Source organism: Pseudophaeobacter sp. 1A16562, assembly GCF_041008785.1.
GTDB lineage: Bacteria > Pseudomonadota > Alphaproteobacteria > Rhodobacterales > Rhodobacteraceae > Phycobacter > Phycobacter gallaeciensis_A.
On sequence record NZ_JAXGFT010000001.1, the window covers coordinates 269,665 to 286,433 of the forward strand.

Sequence of the window (16,769 nt, forward strand, 5' to 3'; positions counted from 1 at the left end):
ATTATTTGTAACGCGGACCGCCCCGCAGCCACGAAACCGTCATGCCTGCGTCACAGAACGCACCGGGGGTCACGGTCCACAGGGCAACGGGGGGAAATAGCGGGCAAGGACAAACTGCCCCCTGTAAACCGCGCCCGCGCCGGTCTATATGCGCAGAAGACCCTCCACCAGCGCCCCAGTATGCAGGAACCCCTCCCATGTCCTTTGACCGCAGTGTTAAGATCGCCCCCTCCATCCTCTCCGCCGATTTCGCCAACTTCGGCCAGGAAATCCAGGCCATCGAGGCCGAAGGCGCCGACTGGGTCCATGTGGACGTGATGGACGGGCATTTCGTGCCGAACCTCACCTTTGGCCCCGCAGCGGTCAAAGCCTTCCGCCCGCATGTAAAAACGGTGATGGATGTGCACCTGATGATCGCGCCGGTGGATCCCTATATCGACGCCTATGCCGATGCGGGCGCCGATGTTCTGACCGCCCATGTCGAGGCAGGCCCGCATATTCACCGCACCCTGCAAGCCATTCGCGCGGCAGGCATGAAGGCAGGCGTCGCATTGAACCCCGGCACCCCGGCCGAGGCTGTGGCGCATCTTCTCGACCTCACCGACCTGATCTGCGTGATGACGGTAAATCCGGGCTTTGGGGGGCAGAAATTCATCGACATGACCGGCAAGATCGCGACCCTGCGCCAGATGATCGGCGACCGGCCCGTGCATATTGAAATCGACGGCGGTGTTGATCCCAGCACCGCACCGCTGGTGACCAAGGCCGGCGCCGATGTGCTGGTGGCCGGCTCCGCGGTCTTCCGCGGCGGCTCGGTCGATAACCCGGGCGTCTATGGCGAAAACATCCGCGCCATCCGCGCCGCCGCCGAAGGCACCTGGACCTGAGGGAACCTCCCCTCCTGCCGCCGTCTCCACCGGAGACGGCATCTGAGGGAGAGCGGCGGGTCAAGGGCTGCGCCTGCAGCCGCGCCACAGGCGCGGTTTACCCTTGAGGCGGCGCTGTCCCGGCCCAACACTGGACGTCGCGCTTTCAGGGCAGACCTGCCCCTGAAACGCCTCTCAGCAGATCTTTCCCTGCGCCGCGCAGCGGCGCCACGCCCAACCCCGCACAAGGCCTGCCCCGCAGGCCGCCCGTCCGGGGACGGGAGCGCCCCGTTCACGCCTCTTCCAGACGGTCCGCAAAAGTCTCCAGCAATTTGTGCTTCAGGATCTTGCCCGTCGGGGCCGCAGGCAAGGCTTCGACCGGGATGATCAGCGTCGGGCATTTGTATCCGGCCAGCTGACCGCGCACGAAAGCCATCAGCTCTGCCGGATCCGGCGCATCCCCCGGCACCACCTGCACAAAGGCCAGAACCTCTTCATCGCTGCTGACCCTGCGCCCAACCACGGCAGATTGCACCACCTGCGGATGGGCATTCAGCGCCGCCTCCACCTCGGGCGGAAAGACATTGAAACCACCGTGGATGATCAACTCCTTCGAGCGTCCCTCGATATGCAGGAACCCGCGCGCGTCCAGACGGCCCATGTCACCAGTGTGCATCCAGCCTTCTGCGTCCAGCACCTTGGCGGTTTCCTCGGGGTTGCGATAATAGCCCAGCATGATGTTCGGCCCACGCGCCAGAACCTCTCCCAGCCCATCGCCACCGCCCGGAACGCTCTCATCGATGCGCACCTCGACCCCGGGCATCGGCGTACCGGTGGAAATGTCGGGATCCCCCAGCTGGCTGTTCTTGGTGGCGCAGACCCCGGCAGTGGTCTCGGTCATGCCATAGCCATTCTGCAGGGCCACCCCGTAAAACCCTTCGGCCTTGCGCTTCCATTCGGGATCCAGCGGCGCCGCCCCTGAGGAAACGTATTGCAGGACCTCGCTGCCAAGCCGCTCCAACCCCTGTTCCTTGGCGTATTGCATCACCAGCGCGTGCATCTGCGGCACCGCCGCCAGACGCGTTACGCCCCGGCGCAGCGCCTCATAGAGTTTCGCCGCCGAGAAACGCGCCTCCAGCCAGACCTCGGCCCCGGACAGGATCGCCGCCGTCATCACCGAGGCCAGGCCAAAGACATGGGTCATCGGCAAGACGCCATAGATCACATCCCCCGGCCCCATATCGCGCAGCTCGGCCGAGGATTTGCCGCCAAACAGAAGGTTCGCATGGGTCAGCATCACCCCTTTTGGCGCGCCGGTGGTGCCAGTGGTGTAAAGCAGAACCGCCACCTCCTCCGGGGCATCGGGGTTTGAGGCATAGGGGCAGGCCAGATGCAGAGCGCCAAAGGCGCCACTGATCTCGCGTGCCTCAATCCGCGCGGCATGGGCTTCGGCCTCGGGGGAAATTGCGGAGGTGCACAGCACAGCCGCCGGGCGCGCGTGGGACAGGATCCGGTCCACTTCCCCCGCGCTCATCCTTGCATTGACCGGCACCGCGATGGCCCCGATCCGCGAGGCGCCCAGCATCGCTGCCACCGCCGCGCAGCAGTTTTCCGACAAGACCATGACCCGGTCACGCGGCTGCACGCCAACCTTCCGCAGATGCTCGGCCACCGCCTCTACGGCTGTCGAAAGCTCGGCATAGCTCCAGGCCGTGCCGCCACTGTCGGAAAAGGCCGCAGCCTCCGGCCGCTCGGCCACCTGAGCGGTCAGTAAATCATGCCATCGTTCCATTGCCCTCTCCTCCCAAATCCGGCGCCGGTTATGTCGTGGGTGCAGGCCCTGTGCGGGCCGGACCCTAGCCGCTGAACTGCGGCGCGCGTTTTTCCAGGAAGGCCGCGATGCCCTCGCCTGCCTCCTCGCCGCCAGCCGCACGGGCCATAGCGGCGCATTCTGCATCAAGCTGTGCAGTTTCTGCCGCCTCATAGGCGCTGGAGACCAGATGCCGGATGGTGCCCTGCGCCGCGCGCGGGCCCTGGGCCAGCGCATCGGCAAGGCTGTGCGCCGCGCCAAGAACGCGCTGCGGCGCCACCACCTGATTGACCGCGCCGAGCGCAGCCATCTGTCCGGCTGTCACCGGCCGACCCAAAAGGCACATTTCCATCGCCAGCGGACGCGGCAGCATCCGCGCCAGCGAGGCCGTCAGCCCGCCATCGGGCACCAGCCCAGCCTTGACGTAGGCGGCGGTGAATTTCGCCCCATAAGAGGCCACGATCAGATCCGCTGCCAGCGCCAGCGACAGACCGGCCCCGGCCGCGCCGCCCTCGACGGCGGCGATCACCGGCACCGGGCAGTCCCGGATCCCGCGCATCAGATCATGCAGGTTGTTGACCTTGGCGCGGCGCTCGTCCTCGCTGAGGCCGCGACGTTCGATCAGCACGTTGAGATCGCCGCCCGCGCAGAAAAACCCACCTTCCGAGGTCAGCAGCACAGCACGGATGCGCGGCTCCTGCGCCAGATCCAGCGCCGCCTGAATGGCGTCGTAAAGATCCTGCGACAGGGCGCCCCGGCGGTCCGGGTTCATATTCACGACAACCGCGCGGTCGCCAAGATCGTCCATCCGTGCACGTCGGGTCATTTCCGTATCCTCTTGAAAATTCCGTTTGCCGTGGCCAGCAGGCGGCCGGTGTCATCAAACAGCTCGCCATAGATATAGGCGATGCTTTTGCCGCCCCCCGTAGGCCGGGCGCGGGCCGTAATGGCCCCGGTCCGCGTCGACCCCACATAGGAGAGGTTCAGCGAAACGGTGACCAGGTCCGCGTTTCCGTCCGGATCGAAGAACTGCATTGCAGTATTGCCGCAGACCACATCCAAAACCGTGGCCACCATGCCGCCATGGACGATGCCATGGCGGTTCATATGCCGGGGCTCCAGCTCCAGCGTCACGGTGCAGGAGCCATCCCGGGTATCGACCTCGGTCCGGTAGCCAACCATCTGCTGGCAACCGGGTTCCTCGATCAGGCGGACCTCGCCGGTATCACGCGGCGCTGAGGTCAAGAAAACGCTCCAGCTGCGTGTCCGCATCACCAAAGCGGTGCTCCGCCATGACGATCCGTTTGGCGATATGGGCCAGTTCGTATTCCTGCGTCATGGCGATACCGCCGTGCAGCTGGATCGAATCCTCGGCCACCAGACGACCTGCACGGCCAATCAGGTTGCGCGCCGCCGCCACGTTGAGATCGCGCATCCGCGCGTCGCCTTCCAGATGGCCGGCCGCGTTGATCACTGCCGAGCGCGCCTGCTCGATCTCGATCAGCAGATCCGCCACCCGGTGCTGCAGCGCCTGGAAGGTGCCGATCGGGCGGCCAAATTGGCTGCGGGTCAGCAGGTACTGACGGGTAAGCTCGGTCGCGGTTTCCATCGCGCCCAGGGTTTCGGCAGCCAGCGCCACCTCGGCGCGGGCAAAGACCCCGGCCATGGCAGACCATGCGGCGCCAGCATCGCCCAGACGGGCAGAGGCAGGCAGGCGCAGGTTATCCAGCTCGACCTCGGCAGCGCGACCACCGGCCAGCAGCGCATAGCCGCGCAGCGACAGGCCCTCGGCATCGCGGGGCACCAGGAACAACGAGATCCCATCGGTCGCATCCGCTGCGCCGCTTTCGCGCGCAGAGATCACCAGGTGATCGGCAGTCTCGGCGTTGACGACAACAGCCTTGCGCCCGTTCAGAACGATCTGATCACCCTCGGCCTGAGCCGTGGTTTCCACGCGCGACAGCTCATAGCGGCTGTTCGGCTCGCCGTGCGCAAAGGCCAGCTGCACGGCACCGCCGATCACCTCTTCCACGAGGGCCTTCTGTTCGTCATTGCCCAGTGCCGCGATCAGACCACCACCCAGCAGTGCGGTGTCCAGCAGCGGCTCAACGACGCCGGCGCGGCCCAGTTCCTCGAACACGGTGGAGATATCGAAACCGGCGCCGCCAAACCCGCCGTCCTCTTCGGAAAACAGCGCACCGATGACACCCAGTTCGGCCAGCTGGCCCCAGATGTCAGCGGAAAACCCGGTCTCGCTTTCCAGGATGTCGTTGCGCACGGATGTCGTGTAGCGGTCCGACAGGAAGCGACGCAGGCTGTCCTGCAGCATCTGCCGCTCTTCGGTCAGGTCGAAGTTCATGCCCGGCCTCCCATTTTCACTTTTGCGATGATGTTCTTCTGGATTTCGTTGGAACCGCCAAAGATCGACAGTTTGCGGTTATTGAAATACTGCGCGGCAACGGCAGCCGTGCCTTCGGGGCCGACCGGCGGTTCATTGCCGCCTTCCACCGCTTCGGAGGCAAAGGGCATCGCGTAAACGCCCGCAGCCCGGCGCGCCATATCGTTAATTTCCTGACGGATTTCGGTGCCCTTCACCTTCAGCATCGAGCTTTCGACACCCGGCGCCTGACCGGAGGCCGCCGCCGAGATGATGCGCAGGTTGGTGGTAGACATGGCCATCAGATCGATCTCCGCCTGCGCCATGCGGGCCGCGAAATAGGGGTTTTCGATCAGCGGGCGGCCCTTGTGCATCTGCACCCGCGCCAGACGTTTCACCGCATCCAGACCGGCCTGGCTGAATCCGACACCGGCGATATTGGTACGTTCATGGGTCAGGAGGTACTTGGCGTAGGTCCAGCCCTTGTTTTCCTCGCCCACCAGGTTTTCCACCGGCACTTTCACATCGGTGAACCAGACTTCGTTCACCTCGTGGGTGCCGTCCAGCAGGATGATCGGGCGCACTTCGATGCCCGGCGTGTCCATATCGATCAGAAGGAAGGAAATGCCTTCCTGCTGCTTGGCATCGGGGGCGGTGCGCACCAGGCAGAAGATCCAGTTGGCGTGCTGGCCCAGCGTGGTCCAGGTCTTCTGGCCGTTGACGATATAGTGGTCGCCTTCGCGCACCGCCTTGGTTTTCAGGCTGGCAAGGTCAGACCCTGCGCCCGGCTCGGAATAGCCCTGGCACCACCAGTGTTCGCCACTCAGGATCTTGGGCAGGTAATAGTCCTGCTGTTCCTTGGATCCGAATTTCTGCAACACCGGCGCCAGCATGGTCAGGCCAAAGGGCACGATGCGCGGTGCATGAGCGCGGCAGCATTCCTCTTCGAAGATATGGCGCTGCACGGCATTCCATTCGCAGCCGCCAAATTCGCGCGGCCAATTCGGCGCCAGCCAGCCCTGTTCGTTCAGGATGGCATGCCAGCGTTCGTGGCCTTCCTTGCCGAGGCTGCGTCCCTCGCGGACCGCATCCGACATTTCCTTGGGCAGTTTCTCGTCCAGAAAACGCTGCACCTCCTCGCGGAAGGCCTGTTCTTCGGGGGTGTAACTCAGATCCATTTCATTCTCCTCATGGCCCTTTGGCACGATCCAATCGGGCCGGGCGACATCCGGCGGGCGATGACTGCCCGCCGGGTGCCGCGTGGTCTTTGATTGCGGTTCAGTAGATTTCGAACAGGCCCGCTGCGCCCATGCCGCCGCCGACACACATGGTGACGACGCCCAGCTTGGCGCCGCGGCGCTTGCCTTCGCGCAGGATGTGGCCGGTCATACGGGCGCCGGTCATGCCAAAGGGATGGCCGATGGCGATTGAGCCGCCGTTGACGTTGCATTTCTCGTCATCGATGCCCAACCGGTCGCGGCAGTAGAGCGCCTGGCTCGCGAAGGCTTCGTTCAGCTCCCAGATATCGATGTCATCCACCGTCAGCCCGTGGCGTTCCAGCAGCCGCGGCACGGCAAAGACCGGGCCGATGCCCATCTCGTCCGGCTCGCAGCCTGCAACGCAGAAGCCTTTGAAGGCGCCCATGGCCTCAAGCCCGCGCTTCTCGGCCTCCTTGGCTTCCATCAGCACCACGGCAGCGGCGCCATCGGACAATTGGCTGGCGTTGCCTGCGGTGATGAAGTTGCCGTCACCGCGCACCGGCGCCAGACCAGCGAGACCGTCGAACGTGGTCGAGGGACGGTTGCATTCGTCGCGGTCCACGACAACGTCCTTCATCGAGATCTCGCCGGTTTCCTTGTCCTTCACCGCCATGGTGGTGGAGACGGGAATGATCTCATCCTTGAACAGACCGGCTTCCTGCGCCGCAGCGATACGCTGCTGGCTGCGCAGACCATAGGCGTCCTGATCTTCGCGGCTGATGCCGTAACGCTCCGCGACGATATCGGCGGTTTCGATCATGGTCATATAGACGGCGGGCTTATGCTCTTTCAGCCAGGCTTCCTGCACGGGGCGCAGTTTCGGCTGCACCATCGAGATGCTTTCCACCCCGCCTGCCACCATCGGGCCTGCGCCTTCGCAGATGATCTGCTGCGCCGCCAAGGCGATGGTCTGCAGACCGGAGGAGCAGAAGCGGTTCACGGTCATGCCCGATGCGGTGACCGGCAGCCCGGCGCGCAGAGCAATCTGGCGGGCGATATTGGCACCGGTTTCCCCTTCGGGAGCGCCGCAGCCCATGATGCAATCCTCGATCTCGGCGCCTTCGATCCCGGCGCGGGCCATCGCGGCCTCGACCGCGGCACCGCCCATGGTGGCGCCGTGGGTCATGTTGAAGGATCCCCTGAAGGATTTGGCCAGCCCGGTGCGGGCGGCAGAGACGATAACGACTTCTTTCATATCAGCTGTTTTCCTTGTTCAGATCGTCGAATGTGCGCCCCTCGGCAACCAACTGCTCCAGCAGCGGCGCGGGCTGCCAGAAATAATCGTCTTCTTCGGCGTAGGATTTGATGTTCGCCAGAAGCGTATCCAGCCCCTGCATGTCGGCCCATTTCAGCGGCCCGCCACGATAGCGCGGGAAGCCGTAGCCGAAGAGCAGCGTCATATCGACGTCCAGCGGACGGCGCGCGATACCTTCGCCCACCACCTTGGCGGCCTCATTGACCATGGCCGCCATGTAGCGGGTCACGATCTCTTCGTCGGTGAACTCTTTCGGGGTGATGCCCTTCTCGGCGCGCTCTGCCTCGATCAACTCGGTCACCTCGGGGTTCGGGGTGCCGCCGCGCTTGCCTGCCTCGTAGACGTAATAGCCCTTGCCGGTCTTCTGGCCAAAGTTGCCCGCCTCACAGATTTTGTCCATGTAGCTGCTGTCACGCTCGCGCGGGTCCATGCCCTCGGCGCGCTTGCGCTTGCGCACGGCCCAGCCGATGTCGAGCCCCGCCAGATCCGCCACCGCGAAAGGCCCCATGGCGAAACCGAAATCGGTCAGCGCCTTGTCAATCTGGTACGGAGAGGCACCGTCCAGAACCATGTGATCGGCCGCCTTGCGATAGGTGGCAAGGATCCGGTTGCCGATGAAACCATCGCAGACGCCGGCGCGGACCGAGATTTTCTTGAGCCGCTTGCCCAGCTCGAACCCGGTGGCAACCACGTCGAGCGCGGTCTTGTCGGCAACAACAATCTCCAAGAGCTTCATCACATGCGCCGGAGAGAAGAAGTGCAGACCGATCACATCCTCGGGACGCGAGGTGCTGGCGGCGATCTCGTTCACATCGAGATACGAAGTGTTAGAGGCCAGGATCGCGCCTTTCTTGCAGACGGCATCCAGCTTACCAAAGACCTCTTTCTTGACGCCCATTTCTTCGAAGACGGCCTCGATCACCAGATCGACATCGCTCAGTGCATCGTAATCGGTGGCGAGAGTCAGCGCCTCACCTGTCAGATGATCGAACTTCTCCTGGCTGATCTTGCCGCGCTTCAGCGCGCCCTGAAGGTTGCCCGAAATGCGGCCCTTGGCGGCTTCGGCGGCCTCGGCGGTCATCTCCAGCATTACGACAGGCAGACCGGCCAGCAGCGCTGCCGTGGCGATACCTGCCCCCATGGTACCGCCACCGATAACGCCGAGGCTGTTCAGCGCGCGCGGCTCAACGCCTTTCAGTTCCGGCAGCTTGCTGACTGCGCGTTCCGAAAAGAAGGCGTGGATCATGCCCTGCCGCTGATCGGTGCTCATTAGTTCCATGAAGAGTTCACGCTCACGCTTCATGCCCTCGTCAAAGGGCAGTTCGCAGCAGGCCTGAATGCCGCGGATTGCAACCGCAGGCGCCAGCAGGCCGCGGCCTTTTTTCAGCACAGAGTCATAAAGCGCATCGAAATCGACGGATTCGGGCGCGGGCATTTCGCTGATGGCGCGGCGCGGGGCGCCCTGATCCAGCAGCTCCTGCGCATAGGCAAGGCCGATCTCGCGTGGCTCGCCCTCTTCGACGCGGTCCAGAATGCCGAGGCTCAAAGCTTCCTTGGCACCGACCTGACGGCCCGAGGTGATCACGTCAACCGAGGCGTCAATACCAATCAGACGCGGCAGACGCTGGGTGCCACCGGCGCCCGGCATCACGCCGATCAGCACTTCCGGCAGACCGATACGCGCGGAAGGCACGGCGATGCGATAGTGCGAGCCAAGCGCGATTTCCAGCCCACCGCCCAGTGCGGTGCCATGCAGCGCCGAAATCACCAAGAGCGGCGACGATTCGATGCGGGTGCAGACATCGGGCAGAAACGGCCCCTGCGGCGGCTTGCCGAATTCGCGGATATCGGCGCCGGCGAAATAGGTGCGACCGTCACCGTAGATCAGCACCGCCTTGGCGCCTTCCGATTCGGCCCGCTCGATCCCGTCCACCAGGCCCTGGCGCACGTCCAGGCCCAGCGCATTTACCGGCGGGTTCTGCGCCTTGAGGACCGCAATATCCCCAACGCGTTCGTATCCAATGGCATCCGTCATCCGTATTTTCCTCTCCTTGGCGGGGCTGCGGGCCTCTGGCCTTTTGCACACGCCCCCTGTTCCTGTCGGGATCTAGCCACGCCCTCCTCCGCGCGCCAAGGCCGGTCTTTGCCGCCCTTGCCAGAACCCGGCGTCATCTGCGGAACCGCAGAATTCAGGCCAGCGGTCTGACTGTCAATCCCTATTCCACTATGTAGAACATTGTTCCACTAATTTGACAGCACCCTAGGCCGCGTCCCTTCGCCTGGCAAGTAATATCATTGCGCGCAGGAAGTATTTTCGGCAGCAAAACACCGAACACCTATTCTATTCCCCCTAACGCGCAACAAGGGCGCCCACTGTCGCGGGCGCCCTTGTTGCGCTTTCAAGATTTGGTGATCCGGCAGGTGCGCAGACGTCTATCCCTGCGGAATCAGTCCCTCAGCCACCCAGCCGTCGAAGATCTCAAGCGCCTTCTCAGCGAAGGCTGCGTCGTTGATATGGCAGTCCAGCGCGTGCAATGTCGCATTGCCCGGGCAGGCCGCGCGCATTTCATCGCAAAAGGCCGACAACCCCTCGGCATCGTGCAGATCGCCGCCGGGGCGGTCCCATTCGTTGCAGCCCTGCTCGGGCAGCAGCACCGCGACCGGGGCGGTGGCGCCTTGCAGCTTGTCACTGATGGTACGGGCGACAAGGCGGCGCTCGTCGGCGTCCAGAACCGCCGAGGTCAGCAGCCGGTTGTGGGCATGGCTGGGTCGCCCCTGTAGCTGCGGCGGGGTCTCCTGCCAGCCGACAAAATCCACCAGATCATAACAGCCCGGCGCCACCAGCTGCGGGGTGCCCGAAGCGCCTGCATTGGTCATCCGGTCCGCGCCTGCCGACAGACCGCCGAACAGGTGGTTGGTCACTTCCTGCGGGGCGAAATCCATCACCGCGGCAAAGGCGCCTTCGCTGGCGAGGCTTTCAAACGCCCGCCCGCCCATACCAGTGGCGTGGAAGACGGCCACCTCATAGCCGCGGTCCTCAAGCGCCGGTTTCAGCGTCACCATGTAGCGCAGCACCGTCTTGCCAAAGGAAGTCATGCCGATCAGCGGGCGTTCGCGTTTCGGCGGCTCCACCGCACGGGCCGCGCCCAGAACCGCGCCCGCCGCCTGGCTCAGCGAAGCTTTGCAGACCGAGTTCAGGCCATAAAGCCCCCCGGCCCAGAGGATCATCTGGACATCGGCCGGGATACGCTCCGGCGGCATCAGCGGTGAAAAGGACACGGTGGAGACGATATATTTCGGCACCCCCAGCGGCAGCGCCGCGCAAAGGTCCAGCGCCAGATCGGTGCCCATGGTGCCGCCCAGCACGATCACCCCGTCGATGGAACCAGCACGATAAAGCTCCAGCGCCTTGGCTGCGGAGCCTTTCGCCATGATCTGCATGGCGGTGTTTTCATCACCGCTGTCGATGGCGGCCTGGATGGAACTGCCGCCTGCCTCGGCCACCTGATGCTTGCTGATGTCGGTGGGCTGGCTCGGATCCCCCAAGACGCTGACATCCATGGTCAGGACGCCGCCGCCCTGCCCCCGGATCACATCCGCCAGATAGGCCAGCTCGGCATCCTTGGTGTCATAGGTCCCGGCGATCAGAATGGTTTTATCGGGCATCGTGTCATTGCCTCCGGTTAAAGCTGGATCCAGGCGGTTTTCAGATCGACGTATTTGTCGAGCGCATGCAGCGATTTGTCGTGGCCATTGCCGGACTGCCCGACCCCGCCCAGCGGCACCGTATTATCTGCGCCGCCATAGGTGTTCACATGGACCACCCCCGCGCGGATGCCCGCGACCATGCGATGGGCACGGGACAGGTTGGCGGTCCAGACCCCTGCGGCCAGGCCGAAATCGGTGCCATTGGCCAGCGCCAGCGCCTGTTCCTCGGTTTCGAACTTGGTCACTGACAGCACCGGTCCGAAGACCTCGCGCTGGAACAGGGCATGGTCCCGTGCAACGTGGGTCACGATGGTGGGCGCCATATAGGTGCCGCCGCTTTCCTGCAGGATCCGGTTGCCACCGGTCACCACCTGACCACCTTCGGCGCGGGCCATATCCATGAAAGACAGGTTGCGCCGCAGCTGGTCCTCGGAATTGACCGCACCGATGTGATTGCCCAGATCCAGCGGGTCGCCCACCCGCAGCGCCTCGGCCTCGTTTATCAGCATGGCGACAAATTCATCATGCACCGAGGCTTCGACCAGAAGGCGTGACCCGGCCACGCAGACCTGCCCCGAATTGCGGAAAATCCCCGCCGCCGAAACTTTTGCCGCGTGGCGCAGATCGGGGGCATCGGCAAAGACGATATTGGGGGATTTGCCGCCCAACTCCAGATAGCAGCGTTTGAGGTTGGAGCGCGCCGAGGCCTCCAGCAGTTTGCGCCCGGTGCCGCCCGATCCGGTAAAGGCCAGCACATCGACGCCCATGGATTCGGCCAGCGCCGCGCCGGTTTCCGCGCCCGCGCCGGTGACCACGTTCAGCACCCCATCCGGCAGGCCGCATTCGGCGCAGATCTCGGCCAGACGCAACAGCGACAGCGAGGCGGTCTCGGCGGGTTTCAAGACCACCGAATTGCCCATTGCCAGTGCAGGCGCCAGTTTCCAGGCGCCGATCATCAGCGGGAAATTCCACGGCACGATGGCGCCGACAACGCCCACCGGCGCGCGCTGCACCAGCCCCAGCACATCGGGGGCGGTGGGAGCGACCTCTCCCGCGACCTTGTCCAGCGCCTCGGCGTAATAACGGAAGGTGCCCGCCGCCGATCCCGGCTCGGCCTTCAGCGCCATGCCCATTTCGGTGCCATTGTCGCGCACGCCAAGAACGGCAAGCGACAGCGCCTCCGCCTCGATCCGGTCGGCGATCTTGTGCAGCACCTTCTTGCGGGCAGCAGGCGCCAGACGGGACCAACGGCCATCCTCAAACGCCGCGCGGGCGGCTGCCACCGCACGCTCCACATCCGCCGCTGACGCGCCTTCAAGCGTGGTCAGAACAGATCCGTCAATCGGCGAAGTAACTTCGCATGGCGTGCCCGAACCTGCTTGCCACGATCCTTCAAGAAAGAGTTTTTGCGGCGCCACATCAGCCCGCCGAAGTTCGTTGATGAGGTTTTGGTCTGCCATTCGGCCTCCTTCAGCTCCTTGCGGTCGCGCAGAATGCGGACGGTATGCATCACAAGGACCAGTATGATGATGGAAAACAGGATGAACGCCACCGGGCGGTCGATGAAATCAAAGGGGGTTTTGACCCGCGCCATGGCCGCGCGCAGCTTCACCTCCATGATGCCGCCCAGGACCATGCCAAGGATGATCGGCACCGCAGGCAGCGACAGGCGTTTCAACACATAGCCCACCAGACCAAATGCCGCCGCCATCACGCAGTCGGTGGCAGAGTTGCGCAGGGAATAGACCCCGACAAAGCTGAGCGTCAGGATACAGACGCCAAGGAAGCGATTGGGGATCCTGACCACCTGGATCAGGCTGCGGGTCGCAAACAGCAGGAAGATCAGCACCAGCACGTTGAGGATCAAGAGCGCGAGATAGAGCGCCACCACAAAATCCATGTCGTTCTGGAACAGCCCCGGTCCCGGCACCACGTTATGGACGTAAAAGACGCTCAGCATCATCGCCGTCAGCGCCTCACCCGGAATACCCAGCGCCAGAAGCGGCACCATTGCAGCGGCGGGCACGGCGTTATTGGCGGTTTCGGCGGCGATTAGCCCTTCGGACGACCCGCGCCCGAAATCCTGCGGTCGCTTGGAGGTCTTCTGCGCATAGGTGTAGGACATGAACTGCGCAGTGAATTCGCCGACGCCGGGAATCATCCCCATCAAGACGCCAAACCCGGCAGAGACTGACGCCACACGGGGATGGCGCGACAGCTCTCGCAGGCCCTGGAACATGCCGCCGCGCAGGCGTGTCAGACGGATCTTCTCGTCCTCATCCGTAAGCAGCACAAAAGCCTGAGAGATCGCAAACAGCCCAAGAACCACGACTATGAGGTTGATGCCACCGCCCAGGAAATCCTGCCCGAAGGTGTATCGCTGGGTGTATTTCACCGGCTCCATGCCGATGGTGTTGAGGAAAATGCCAAAGCAAGCGAGCGCCCCTGCGATTAGCGCCTGCCCGCGATGGGCCACCACCACCAGCAAGAGGCCCAGCAGCGCGGCGAGGAAGATCTCGCGACTGCCGAACATCGGCGCCACCTTAGCCAGCACCGGGGCAAAAAGGATCAGACAGATGACCGAGAAAACGCCACCAAAGAAACTGGCGGAATAGGCAAGGCTTAGGGCGCGGCGCGGCTCTCCGCGCGCGGTCATCGGGTAGCCGTCATAGGTGGTCAGCGCGTTGACCGCCGTGCCGGGTGTGTTGATCAGGATCGCTGGAATGGCGCCGCCGTACATGGAGGAGCCGTAGATGCCGAGCAGCACGGTCAGCCCCACGATGGGATCCATCGAGAATGTCGCGGGCAGCAGGATGGCAATCGCAACCGCCGGACCGACGCCGGGTATGGCACCGATCAGCACGCCGCCCACCGACCCGGCCAGCAGCGCCAGCGCCACGTCCCAGCGCATCAGGATCTCGATTGCAGAAAGAATAAGGTCCATCGGGGATCCCGTTATACTGAAGGCCTAGAGGTAGAGGATGGCAAAACTGCGCAGGGACCCCGGCAGATATTCATAGAGCAGCGCGCCGGGGATCTTCACCGATAACAGCCCCTTGAACACCAGCACCACGGCAAGGGCGAAACCAGCGCTGGTCCACAGCATCAGGCGACTGCGATAGCCCATGCGCCAGGTCAGCAGCGGCACGAAGACCAGCGTCACCGGCAGATAGCCCACAAGCGGCACCAGCAGCACGTAGGCCATGAACCAGGCGACGTATTCCACCGCCTGCCCCCAGCGCCGCGCCTCGTTCAGGTCGAACCGCGTCGTGCGCCGCCAGGGCAGCCGGTAGAGATGCAAGCCCCCCATCAGAACCATGCCGCCCAGGGCCACGCCGGGCCAGAACCGGGGCTGGGCAAAGAGTTTGGTCTTTTTCACCCAAGCGGTCTGATCACCAATCAGCACCAGCAGCAGCACGGAGAGCCCGAGAAACCCAAGGGCAAAAACCAGCTGTCCGCGCCGAGGGCCGGGGAAACGGCGTTCGCGTTCTGTCGTCATGGAGGGGAACTTCTGTCGCGCAGGGGAACAAGGGTCCGGGGCGCCCGCGAGGCGCCCCGATCCGGGAAGATGGCTTATTCGAGGATCGAACCGATCCGCGCCATGGTGTCGATGTCAGCGGCCACACGGGCGGCGCTGTCCTCGGCGTTCTGCCAGTAGATCAGCGCGCCGGTTTCCTTGGCCACGTTCTGGGCGCGTTCGCTCATCACGGTTTTCTCGGCCACCGCGATGATCTTGTCGCGCACGTCCTGCGGTGTGTCCTTGGTCACGAAGAGACCATTCCACAGCGCGATGTTGAGGCTGTCGTCCAGCTCACCGATCGCAGGCGCATCGGGCACCAGCGGAATGCGTTCATCGGTGATCGAGACCAGCACCTTCACATCATCAAGGCAGGGCAGGATCAGCTGCAGCGTGGTGTTGATCACATCCGCATCGCCCGAGGCCAGCGTGTTGCAATCCAGCGCATCAAAGGCCGCGTCAGAGCCCCATTCGAAACCGGCGTTCTTGGCAAAGGCCTTGGTCACTTGGGTCGGGGTCAGCACGTCGCCGAAATGGCCCAGCGCCACGTCGTTTTCCTTGGCGTATGCTGCCAGTTCCTCCATCGAGGAATAGGGCGCATCGCCCGAGGTTGCGATGACAAAGGGATAGGTCAGGAAGATCCCCAGCGGGTCGAACTTGGCCGGGGTCAGCGGCGGGATGTCGATCTGGTGACCGACAACCGGCACGCCGATCACGAAGGAGCCGATGGTGTAACCATCAGCGGGCGCATTGGCGACCTCGATCGCACCGGGGAAGGGTCCACCGCCACCGCCGGGCTTGTTCACCACCGCCGCCGCAACGCCGTATTCGTTCTGGAAATCCTCGGCGATCATCCGGGTCAGCACGTCTTCCAGATCGCCCGGAGGCCAAGGCACGATGAAGTTCACCGGCTTTTCCGGATACTCGGCCTGCGCCGCAACGGCGCTGAGGCCAAGGGCGGTGGCCGCCGCTGCGCCTTTGACGATGGTGGTCAGTTTCATTGCAAGTCTCCCGGTTGCTGTCAGTTGGACTCTGTTGGGCCATGATGGTTCATTATTCGAACCGTTGGTTTGAATTTAGATTGACAGCCTCCCCGGTTATCTGTCAACAAATTTGAAAGGCAGAGGCGGAAATTCCTGGACTTTGCCTGATCACACAGCATTCACGGGATCGCCGAACCACATGGGTACAGTCTCCAAAGCCTTGTCATTGCTGACATATTTCAATCATGGCCGCACCGAGATCGGCCTCAGCGATCTCACGCGCCTGTCAGGCATGAACAAGGCGACTGTTTATCGGCTGATGGGCGAAATGCAGGAATCAGGCTTTGTCGAACAGGCCGATGGCGACCGGTCCTACCGGCTGGGTCCGCAGGTTCTGCGCCTCGCCGCCCTACGCGAAGCCGCGGTTCCGATCCTGTCCGTCTCGCGCCGGGTGCTGAAGGATCTGAGCGAGGAAACCGGGGAAACCACCCATCTGTCGCTGGTGCAGGGCACCCAGCTCAACTCGCTCAGCCACGCCTATTCGCCGCGCCACGCGGCCCGGGTGATGATGGAGGATGCCGAGGTTCTGACCTATCACGGCACTGCCTCCGGCCTGGCCGTGCTGGCCTATGCCGATCCCGAGTTCGTCGATGCGGTTCTGTCCGGGCCGCTGCACAGCCACACCGCCGCCACCGTCACCGATCCAGAGGCGATCCGCCGCCAGCTGGAAGAGGTCCGCCGCAGCGGCATGGCGCAATCCGTCGGCGGCTTCGAAGCCGAAGTACATTCCCACGCGGTGCCGGTCTTTGGCGCCGACCGTCAGGTAATCGGCGCCCTTGCCGTGGCCGCGCCGGTGTCCCGCATGACGCCGGAACAATCCGTTCTGATCCCCGCCGCCCTGCACCGCGCCGGTCAGACCCTGACCCATCGTATCGGCGGCGCCGCCCCGGCCGACTACCCCCAAGAGGCCGCCGCATGATGCCGCATATGATCC

At 64.0% G+C, this 16,769-nt stretch carries 14 protein-coding genes; 2 read left to right on the forward strand and 12 right to left on the reverse strand.

All coding sequences use genetic code 11. The features are described 5' to 3' along the window. Nucleotides 1-197: 197 nt before the first annotated feature. Nucleotides 198-887 (forward strand): ribulose-phosphate 3-epimerase, encoded by a 690-nt coding sequence (rpe, locus tag SM764_RS01300; protein ID WP_274827645.1) that lies wholly within the window; start codon nt 198-200, stop codon nt 885-887. 271 nt (nt 888-1,158) lie between these two features. Here the strand turns inward: rpe and SM764_RS01305 are convergent, their stop codons facing one another. From SM764_RS01305 to SM764_RS01360, 12 genes are all read right to left on the reverse strand, one after another. Next, on the reverse strand, nt 1,159-2,658 hold the full coding sequence (locus SM764_RS01305) for a class I adenylate-forming enzyme family protein (RefSeq protein WP_369000822.1): 1,500 nt from the start codon (nt 2,656-2,658) through the stop codon (nt 1,159-1,161). A gap of 64 nt (nt 2,659-2,722) precedes the next feature. After that, entirely contained in the window at nt 2,723-3,502 is a 780-nt protein-coding gene (locus SM764_RS01310; protein ID WP_274831383.1) for an oxepin-CoA hydrolase, alternative type, read from the reverse strand. Continuing rightward, on the reverse strand, nt 3,499-3,921 hold the full coding sequence (locus SM764_RS01315; protein ID WP_347508654.1) for a PaaI family thioesterase: 423 nt from the start codon (nt 3,919-3,921) through the stop codon (nt 3,499-3,501). Before SM764_RS01315 ends, SM764_RS01310 begins: the two co-directional genes overlap by 4 nt. Beyond that, nucleotides 3,902-5,035, reverse strand: coding sequence for an acyl-CoA dehydrogenase family protein (locus tag SM764_RS01320; RefSeq protein WP_369000823.1), 1,134 nt, complete (start codon nt 5,033-5,035; stop codon nt 3,902-3,904). Before SM764_RS01320 ends, SM764_RS01315 begins: the two co-directional genes overlap by 20 nt. Beyond that, complete coding sequence (locus SM764_RS01325; protein ID WP_369000824.1) at nt 5,032-6,231, reverse strand: acyl-CoA dehydrogenase family protein; 1,200 nt, start codon at nt 6,229-6,231, stop codon at nt 5,032-5,034. Before SM764_RS01325 ends, SM764_RS01320 begins: the two co-directional genes overlap by 4 nt. Nucleotides 6,232-6,331: 100 nt before the next feature. Beyond that, nucleotides 6,332-7,507, reverse strand: coding sequence for an acetyl-CoA C-acyltransferase (locus SM764_RS01330; protein ID WP_369000825.1), 1,176 nt, complete (start codon nt 7,505-7,507; stop codon nt 6,332-6,334). A gap of 1 nt (nt 7,508) precedes the next feature. Continuing rightward, nucleotides 7,509-9,602, reverse strand: a complete 2,094-nt coding sequence (locus SM764_RS01335; RefSeq protein ID WP_368947252.1) for a 3-hydroxyacyl-CoA dehydrogenase NAD-binding domain-containing protein — start codon at nt 9,600-9,602, stop codon at nt 7,509-7,511. 398 nt (nt 9,603-10,000) lie between these two features. Beyond that, nucleotides 10,001-11,233, reverse strand: coding sequence for a Tm-1-like ATP-binding domain-containing protein (locus SM764_RS01340; RefSeq protein ID WP_274866958.1), 1,233 nt, complete (start codon nt 11,231-11,233; stop codon nt 10,001-10,003). 17 nt (nt 11,234-11,250) lie between these two features. After that, a complete protein-coding gene (locus tag SM764_RS01345; protein ID WP_082996089.1) occupies nt 11,251-12,693 on the reverse strand; it encodes an aldehyde dehydrogenase family protein in 1,443 nt (480 codons plus the stop codon). After that, nucleotides 12,600-14,219 carry a tripartite tricarboxylate transporter permease gene (locus SM764_RS01350; RefSeq protein ID WP_274827638.1) on the reverse strand — a complete coding sequence of 540 codons (1,620 nt, stop codon included), beginning with the start codon at nt 14,217-14,219 and terminating at the stop codon, nt 12,600-12,602. Before SM764_RS01350 ends, SM764_RS01345 begins: the two co-directional genes overlap by 94 nt. 24 nt (nt 14,220-14,243) lie before the next feature. Next, on the reverse strand, nt 14,244-14,774 hold the full coding sequence (locus tag SM764_RS01355) for a tripartite tricarboxylate transporter TctB family protein (RefSeq protein WP_274831390.1): 531 nt from the start codon (nt 14,772-14,774) through the stop codon (nt 14,244-14,246). Nucleotides 14,775-14,848: 74 nt separating this feature from the next. Further along, a complete protein-coding gene (locus SM764_RS01360; protein WP_065272570.1) occupies nt 14,849-15,793 on the reverse strand; it encodes a tripartite tricarboxylate transporter substrate binding protein in 945 nt (314 codons plus the stop codon). 181 nt (nt 15,794-15,974) lie between these two features. On the opposite strand from SM764_RS01360, the gene SM764_RS01365 reads away from it, so the two are divergent. Continuing rightward, nucleotides 15,975-16,754 (forward strand): IclR family transcriptional regulator, encoded by a 780-nt coding sequence (locus tag SM764_RS01365; RefSeq protein ID WP_369000826.1) that lies wholly within the window; start codon nt 15,975-15,977, stop codon nt 16,752-16,754. The last annotated feature ends 15 nt before the right edge of the window (nt 16,755-16,769 follow it).